This window comes from Streptomyces sp. P5F9 (genome assembly GCF_057961495.1).
Genome location: NZ_JBXVPZ010000451.1, coordinates 1 through 7777, shown reverse-complemented (window position 1 = coordinate 7777; position 7777 = coordinate 1). Strand labels below are relative to the sequence as shown.

The 7777-nt window shown below is 70.5% G+C and carries 8 protein-coding genes and 1 pseudogene; 3 read left to right on the top strand and 6 right to left on the bottom strand.

The window, feature by feature from the left end; translation table 11 throughout:
* Nucleotides 1-419: pseudogene (locus tag AC31A1_RS42145) on the bottom strand (ABC transporter permease); the annotation flags it as partial.
* Nucleotides 416-1234 (bottom strand): ATP-binding cassette domain-containing protein, encoded by an 819-nt coding sequence (locus AC31A1_RS42140; RefSeq protein ID WP_489658369.1) that lies wholly within the window; start codon nt 1232-1234, stop codon nt 416-418. The gene AC31A1_RS42140 and the pseudogene AC31A1_RS42145, both read right to left, overlap by 4 nt.
* Nucleotides 1235-1393: 159 nt before the next feature.
* On the opposite strand from AC31A1_RS42140, the gene AC31A1_RS42135 reads away from it, so the two are divergent.
* Nucleotides 1394-2425, top strand: a complete 1032-nt coding sequence (locus AC31A1_RS42135) for a LacI family DNA-binding transcriptional regulator (RefSeq protein ID WP_489658368.1) — start codon at nt 1394-1396, stop codon at nt 2423-2425.
* 34 nt (nt 2426-2459) lie between these two features.
* On the opposite strand, the gene AC31A1_RS42130 is transcribed toward AC31A1_RS42135, so the two are convergent.
* Nucleotides 2460-2675 carry a DUF4177 domain-containing protein gene (locus AC31A1_RS42130; protein WP_329264014.1) on the bottom strand — a complete coding sequence of 72 codons (216 nt, stop codon included), beginning with the start codon at nt 2673-2675 and terminating at the stop codon, nt 2460-2462.
* Nucleotides 2676-2950: 275 nt separating this feature from the next.
* Between AC31A1_RS42130 and AC31A1_RS42125 the strand changes: the two genes are divergently transcribed.
* Entirely contained in the window at nt 2951-3613 is a 663-nt protein-coding gene (locus AC31A1_RS42125) for a DUF6629 family protein (protein WP_489658367.1), read from the top strand.
* Here the strand turns inward: AC31A1_RS42125 and AC31A1_RS42120 are convergent.
* Nucleotides 3582-4166: a hypothetical protein gene (locus tag AC31A1_RS42120; protein WP_489658366.1), complete on the bottom strand. Its 585-nt coding sequence runs from the start codon at nt 4164-4166 to the stop codon at nt 3582-3584. The genes AC31A1_RS42125 and AC31A1_RS42120 overlap by 32 nt on opposite strands.
* Nucleotides 4167-4329: 163 nt before the next feature.
* Between AC31A1_RS42120 and AC31A1_RS42115 the strand changes: the two genes are divergently transcribed.
* Complete coding sequence (locus AC31A1_RS42115; RefSeq protein WP_489658365.1) at nt 4330-4596, top strand: DUF6959 family protein; 267 nt, start codon at nt 4330-4332, stop codon at nt 4594-4596.
* Nucleotides 4597-4631: 35 nt separating this feature from the next.
* Here the strand turns inward: AC31A1_RS42115 and AC31A1_RS42110 are convergent, their stop codons facing one another.
* Nucleotides 4632-6122, bottom strand: a complete 1491-nt coding sequence (locus AC31A1_RS42110) for an arabinose isomerase (protein WP_489658364.1) — start codon at nt 6120-6122, stop codon at nt 4632-4634.
* A gap of 58 nt (nt 6123-6180) precedes the next feature.
* Complete coding sequence (locus AC31A1_RS42105; RefSeq protein ID WP_489658363.1) at nt 6181-7482, bottom strand: MFS transporter; 1302 nt, start codon at nt 7480-7482, stop codon at nt 6181-6183.
* Between the last annotated feature and the right edge of the window lie 295 nt (nt 7483-7777).

The window sequence follows — 7777 nt, the reverse complement described above, 5'->3', positions numbered from 1 at the left end:
CCCCAACCCGCCCCCACGGCAAGGGCGATGACGACACAGACCGCGACCGTGAACCAGCCGGCGGTGGGGCCGCCGTGGTGGATGTTGTACTCACCGGCTGCCACCGCCGCGAGCACCAGCACCGAGCCGATCGACAGGTCGATGCCCGCGGTGATGATCACGAACGTCATGCCGACGCCGAGCACCAGGTAGATGGCCGCGTTCACGGCGATCTGCGTGATGTCGTATGTGGTGAAGAACTTGCCCGGCGCCGCGATGGTGAAGAACGCGACCAGCGCGACGAGGATCACGAACGTCCACAACTCGCTGATACCGGCGGCCTGTCGGAGCCACGGAGGTATCGCGAGACGTCCGCTGTCGGCCGGGGGCGGCTCCTGTGCCGGGGCGGCCGGCTTGATGTCCTGGCTGTTGGCGCTCATCGCCCGTCCTCCGCTTCCGTCGCGCCGGCCGGGTCGTGGTTCCCGTTCGGGGCGGGCTCGTCCAGCGATCCGGTCATGGCGCCGACGAGTTTCTCGATCGTGGCGTCGGCCGCGGTGAACGAGGCGACCCGGCGCCCCAGCCGCAGCACTTCGATCCGGTCGGCGACCGACAGGACCTCGGGCATGTTGTGGCTGATGAGGACGACACAGATGCCCCGGTCGGCGACCCTGCGCACGGTCTCCAGGACCCGGGCGCGCTGGACGACGCCCAGGGCGGCGGTCGGCTCGTCCATGAAGATGACCTTGTTGGCGAAGGCCACCGCGCGCGCCACGGCCACGGACTGCCGCTGCCCTCCTGACAACGTTGTCACAGGAGCCGTCACATCTTTCAGCTCCACGCCCAGTTCACCGAACGCCGCGATCGCCTCCCGGCGCATGGTGGGCCGGTCGAGCACGCCCAGCCGGCCGAGCAGGCCTCCGCGCACAAGTTCCCTGCCGAGATAGAGATTTGACGCCGCGTCAAGATCCGGCGCCAGCGAGAGATCCTGGTAGACGGTCTCGACACCGTGCCGTTGCGCGTCCATCGGCCCCGCGAACCGGACCGGCACCCCGTCCAGGCGCACCTCGCCCTCGTCCGGGGTGAGCACGCCGGAAAGTACGTTCACCAACGTCGACTTGCCGGCGCCGTTGTCACCGATCAGTGCGACGACCTCGCCGGCGTACGCCGTGAAGTCGGCGCCCGAGAGCGCCTGGACATGGCCGAAACGCTTGACCACACCGTGTGCCGCGAGAAGGGGTTCTCTTGCAGAGGCCATGTTGTGCCTTCTGGTTGGTATCGTTAACAGCTCGTCGATTCTGGGAGGCCCGTGGGTGGGCGTCAAGGGTCGTGAACGAACGGGGATTTGGGCGGACACCGTCGGCCCGTCGGACAGGCTCTGGTCCGGTCGCGCTGGATGACCTCGGGAGGACGCGGCGTGACCAGTCGTCCCCGTCGTCCCAGGATGAAGGACGTGGCCGCGGAAGCGGGCGTGAGCGTGATGACGGTGTCCCGGGTGGTCAACGGCGAGGCGGGCGTGGCACCCCCCACCGCCGCCCGTGTGGAGGCCGCCGTCCGCAAGCTGGGCTATCAACGCGACGACGTGGCACGGCAGTTACGCCGTACGGACCGACTGAGCCAGACCATCGGACTGATGGTGGACAACGTTGCCGACCCCTTCATGGCCGCCGTCGCCTCGGCCACCGAGGACGTCGCCCACCGGCGCGGCAACATGGTCCTCATCGGCTCCAGCCGTGCCGACCTCCGGCGCGAACGCGAAGTCATCGCGGCCTTCACCGCCCGCCGCGTCGACGGGCTGATCCTCACCCCGGTCGCGGGCGACCACCGCGTGCTGCGCTCGGCGCAGGCGCGGGGCACGAAGATCGTGTGTGTGGACCGGGTGGCGCCCGGACTGGACGTGGACACCGTGGTGGTGGACAACTTCGGCGCGGTACGGCAGGCCGTACGCCATCTGATCGCGCACGGCCACCGCCGCATCTGCTACCTCGGCGACAAGCCGGAGATCTGGACCTTCGGCGAACGGCACCGCGGCTATCTGGCGGCCCTGAACGCCGCGGGCATCGACGCCGATCCGGCGCTCGTACGGCACGGCCTGAGATCCGGCGCGGACGCCGCCCGGGCCGTCACCGCGATCCTCTCCGCACCGGAGCCGCCCACGGCCGTCCTCGCGGGCAACGAGATCCTGGCGTTCGGCGTACGGGCCGTGCTGCCCGCCGGTGTCGCGTTCATCGCCTTCGACGACTTCGCGCTGGCCGCGCAGTTGACGCCGCCGGTGACGGTCATCGCGCAGGACCCGGTCGCCCTCGCGACGAGCGCCGCGCATCTGCTGTTCGCCCGCATCCACGGGGACACGTCACCGCCGCGCAGGGTCGTCATGCCGACCGAGCTGATCCCGCGCGGGTCGGGAGAGATCCCGGGCCCCGGTACGCCGAACACGCGTCGGCGCTGAATCCCGTCCCCCGTCCCGCGTACGGCATCGGTAGTTACGCGCGAGGCCGCTCGAAGGTGAGGAGCAGGCCCTCGACCGCGCCGGGACCTATGCGGCCCTTGACGTCGGCGGCGGTGATGGCCTTGAGGCCCCAGCCGTCCTCGGCGTGCTTGTTGAGGACCTTCTCCAGCTTGTCGCCGTCCAGCGCGTCGCCGATCAGCGACTCCCGGAAGCTGACGACCTTGTACTCGAACGTGTAGGCGTTGCTCATGGTTGCGGTGTCCTCCTGTGCGTGCGCACGGTGTGCGGTGGGCGGGGTCAGCCAATCATGGGGGGACGTTCCCGCGCAGGCCGGGGGTGGTTTCGTGGCACGTCCGTCAACTGGGCCCGGGCAGCGGTGTGTTGTCCGGACCGGGCGTCGGAGTCGTACTCCCGGGTATGCCATGACCGCGCGCCGCGGCCGTCGTGTCACCCCGGACGCGGTGGGGCGGAGACGTAGCGTGGCCGGTGACCGAGGCGTACGCGAACGGATCCCGTGGAGGCGCCATGTGCTGGAGTGCGAAGGCCGACCTCGTGGCGGGCGCGGCGGTCACCGCCGTGGGAGTGGCCTGTGTGGTCCGGGCGCGCAGGCGGACGGATCTCCCGATGGCGGCACTGCCGTTGCTGCTCGGCGCCCATCAGATCGTGGAGTCGGCGGTGTGGGCCGCGGACGGGGGCTCGGGACCGGCCACCCTCGCCTGGGCCGTCATCGCCATGCCCCTGCTGGCGGTGTGGGTCCCGGTAGGCGTGTGGTGCGCCGCGCCACGGCGGGCCCGGCCCCGGATCGGCGTGCTGGTCGCGGTCGGCGCGGCGACCGCGGCGGCCCTCGCCCACGCCCTCGCCGTCCACCCCGTGACGGCCGAGATCCGCGGCCACACCCTCGGCTACGTCGTCCATCTCTCGCATCCTCAACTGGTCATCGCCGGCTACCTCGTGGCGACGATCGGCTCGCTGCTCCTGTCCGGTGTGCGCGGGCTGGTGGTGCTGGGGATCCTGGTCACGGCCGGCGCGATGGTCTGCTGGACGCTGTGGGAGCTGGAGTTCGTCTCGACGTGGTGCGCGGTCGCCGCGGTGTCCTCGGTGGTCCTGTTCTTCTGGGTGAACGGCCGCGACCGGGAGCCGGGGAGGCGGTCCTACGTCAGTGCGGGTCGCGGCGGGTCCACAGGCTGAGGTCGCTGCTCGTGGCGACCGCGAGGGTCTGACCGGAGGGCGAGAAGCCCGCGGCGCGCAGTTCCGAGTAGGTGGCGTCGAAGACGTGCCACCAGCTCTCTCCGGCCTGCCCCTTGTGGATGCCGTGGCCCGTCGAGAGGACGACCCGGTCGTGCGGCCACTCGGGGCTGACCACGTCCACGGTCCAGCCGCCGGGAGCACCGCTGTGCAGACCGCCGCCGAAGAGACCGGCGATGCGCACCGGGACGCCCGCGATCGGACCGAGGCCGGGGCAGACGAGATCCGGGTGGCAGTCGGGCGTGCAAGTCCCGGGATCGGGGTCCCGGTCGCGGGCGATCTCCTCACCGGTGAACGCGTCGAACATGCCGTGACCGTCGGTCGAGACCACCATCACGAGATCGTGCCCGGTGCCGGGATGGGTGGCGAAACCGATGCCGAGCAGGCCCCCGACGGGGGTCGTGTTGTCGAGCACGGGCCGCCAGGGCTCGGGCGCGGGCATGACGGGGGCTGCGAGGCGGCGGTCGCGCAACTGCTGCTGGTACTCGGTGAGCAAGGGGTGTCTCCTCGGTGCGGTCGGCGACGAGGATCTCTCAGGGGGTGGCGGGAGTCGAGCAGAATTCGATGGAGGTCTTTCACGGGTGTCGCTCTGCGGTGCCCAAGTCCCGCCGCGCGCCAAGTCGTTGGTGCCGGCCGGTGATGTCGGGTTGGATGGCTCCATGGAGCGCATAGACGCAGAGCTGTTCACTGACGGCGGGAACGACGCCGTGGTCCGTCTCCCCGGCCGCCGGTTGCCCGGCGTGCTCATCCAGGGCGACTCGCTGCACATCCTCCGCGGCGATGTGGCCGAGGTGGTGGAGGCCTGCGAACGGGGCGACCTGGCCGAGGCGGGGGAAGCGGCGGGGCTGCTGCTGGCGGGCTTCGACGCGCTGCTGAGCCGCTACTCCGTGGCGTTGGAGAGACACCGGATCAAGTTGCCCTACTGACAGGGGTGTTCTCCAAGCGGGCGGAGAGTCCGCACTCACGCCTCCCGGTGCTCGATCCCCAACAGGCTTGCCGCCGCCCGGAAGTCCGCCGTGTGGTGGCCCAGCGCGAGGGACCAGTGGTGTCCTACGCCCGTCGCGCTCCACGCGTCGACCCACTCGCCGGGGTCGCGGCCGAAGTCGACACGGCTGGTGGTGTTGCCGATCGCGAGGTGCGGTCCGGGGACGACGGAGCCTTCGGAGGTGACGAAGGAGAGGGTGCCGTCGGCGTCCTGGCCCAGGCCCAGGAGCGTGACAGGACCGTGCTGGACGTCGAACTCCACGCTGACGCCCCAGCCGCGCTTGCCGTGGTAGACGCCCAGGCCGCGCAGGAGCGGGTCGCGGGCGCTGACGGCGAGGTGGGCGGGCCCGTCGTGGCCCATCTCGACCACGCCGGCCTCGAAGTCGAGGGCCTGGATCTCGGTGAAGGAACCCCCGGCACCGATGCTCTGCGTCGCCAACTGGGCGAGGCTGGTGCGGAGTTCGTACTCCCCGGCGGCCGGTACGCCCCGGGCGGTGAGCAGGGAGGCGCCCAGGATCATGCCGGCGCCGAGGCGTTCGTGCAGTTCGCCGTCGAGGCCCCGGTGGTAGTACGCGAGGGTGTCGAGGCCGAAGTCCTCGACGAGCCGGTCGAGGGCGACGGACACGGTCGCCCCCCACGCGAAGTCCTCGTCGACCACGCTGTCGTCCACGGCGAAGATCCGCCGGGCGAGAGCCGTACGTTCACGGGTCTCGGCCTCGCTCACCTTCTCCACCCGATGCCGTAGGTCGTCGAACTCCAGCACCTCGACGTGCGAGCCGAATGTCGCCGGGAGCAGCGTCAGATCGGTCGACACGTCGAGCATGCCGGGATACAGATGCCCCATCAGCCCGTGCCGGGCGTGGCGGAGCGCGGCCCGCACGTGGGCGGCCCGGATCCACTGCTCGATGCGCCGCCACGCCGACTCCTGGCGCAGCCAGCCCGACACCGACCGGAAGGGGATCCCGGCCCGCCGGAAGACGTTCCCGACCTCGGGCACCGGGCACTGCCCGCAGTACGCGAGCCAGGCGCCCGTGTCGAAGGAGGCATGGTCCATCCGTTCGGACGGCTGGAGGTCGATGACCAGGACGGGGGTGTGCGAACGCTGGGCGATCGGCAGCACCATCGACGAGGTCAGATACGTCGTCAGGAACAGCACGATCAAGTCGCAGTCCGCGCGCCGCAGTTGCTCCGCCGCGGCCGCTCCCTCCTGGGCGTCGGAGATGAAGCCGACGTCGGTCACCTCCGCGTCCATCCGCTGGAAGCGCTCGGCGACGTACGCGGACGACCCCTTCAACTGCGGGAGCAGATCCGGGAATTGGGGCCAGTAGGCGCCGAGGCCGCCGGCCACGAGTCCGATCCGGGTGCGGCGGCGGGGCGCCGGGGGGAGCAACTCGCGCAGGGCGGCGGCGCGTTCCGCGGTCATGGTCGTGGGTACGGTGGTCACGGTCGCGGGTTCGGTCGTTGCCATGGGCGGTGTTCCTTCGGGTGCGCGGTGTGTGCTTTTCCTTCCGGTGTCCGGTGCGCAGTCAGGTCCGGGCCACGCCCAGCCCCGGCGCCGGGGCGACGGCCGCGTTGGGGGAGCGCCGGATGAGGACATGGATGACGTACACGCCCGCGACCCCGGACGCCGCCATGCAGAGCGTGATCAGCCACAGCAGGAGCGACGCGCTGTAGTCCATCAGCGCGGGCGTGACGAACGCGACGCCCGCGAAGACCCCGCGGGACAGGGCGTAGGTGAGGCCCTGGGTGGTGCCGCGGGTGTCCGGCGGCAGCGTGAGCTGTGACCAGACCTTGTAACTGGCCTCCCCGGCAAAGGGGTTGGAGATCTGGTACAGCACGAAGAAGACGAGCATGCCGACCAGGGCGCCGGCGGTGAGGGAGGCGATGCAGAAGGCCACGACCTGCACGACGGTGAAGACGTAGAACAGCCGGTCGCGCCAGGGAGTGTCGGCGACCCGTACGAAGACGAACGTCAGGACCAGCGCGATCGGCAGGAAGGCCAGGTTGATGCCGGTGGCCAGGCTCTGCGAGGCGCCGCTGACCGTGACCAGGAGGTAGGTGCCGAACTGGCCGAAGGTGTTGGCGCCGATGCCCCAGGTGACGTAGTAGACGAAGGTCGCGGCCATCGGCAGCAGCGCGGCGCGGTTCCACACGTTCTTGAGCTCGATGCCGCGCGGGGCGGCCAGTGCGGCCGCTTCCTCCTGCTGTGCCGCCTCGGACGGCTCGGCCAGTTCCAGCCGGGCGCGGAGCAGGAAGGTGACCAGCGCGGCGACGACCAAGTGGCCGGTGATGAACCGCGCCCCGGTCATGCCGGTGTCCGACAGGACGTAGCCGAGGAAGATGACGACGACGATGCCCGCCACCCACATGACCTGCGTGAACGACACGAGACGCGCCCGGCCGTCCGGGGGTGCGGCGTCCGAGACGACGGCCAGGGAGGTCGGCAGGTCGGCGCCGGCGGCCAGCCCCGCGACGAGCACGCCGACGAAGAGGACGATGTCGTTCGGGGCGAGGGTGATGACGATCGCGCCGATCGCGTAGCAGAGGATGTCCAGGTTGTAGACGCGGCGGCGCCCGAACATGTCGGCGAGCCGGCCGCCGACGAGGGAGCCGACGGCGATGCAGCCGGTGACGATCGCGCTGATCGCCCCGGCCATCCACACGCCCATGTCGTAGTGGTCGCGGTAGATCGCCAGGTTGACGGCGATGCTGACGATGAGCGCGGCGTCGAGATAGGAGGCCATGCCCGAGAGGGCCGCGACCTTCCACAGGTGCTTCGGGATGGGCGGTTGTTCCGCGTGTTCCGGTGCAGACGAGAATCGGATCATGATGCGGCTCCTCGCGGCTCTGGGCCGGGGTCGCAGTGAATATAGGGTTCAAAAAACGTTCCAACAACCCCTCTTGCGTGTATCCGAAGCAATCTGCGCCAAGCGGGGCCCGCCTCCTTCCCGAGCCTCGGATCCGGTGCCAACATCGCAGGTGACGGACAACAGAGCCGACGTAAAACGTTTTTTGATCCGTGAGGGTGACCGAGCCGCACCCGGAAGGACCAACACCGTGATCTCACCCGCGCTGCAGCAGCTTTTCGACGCCCCGCCCCGGGACTTCGGCCCCACCCCGCTG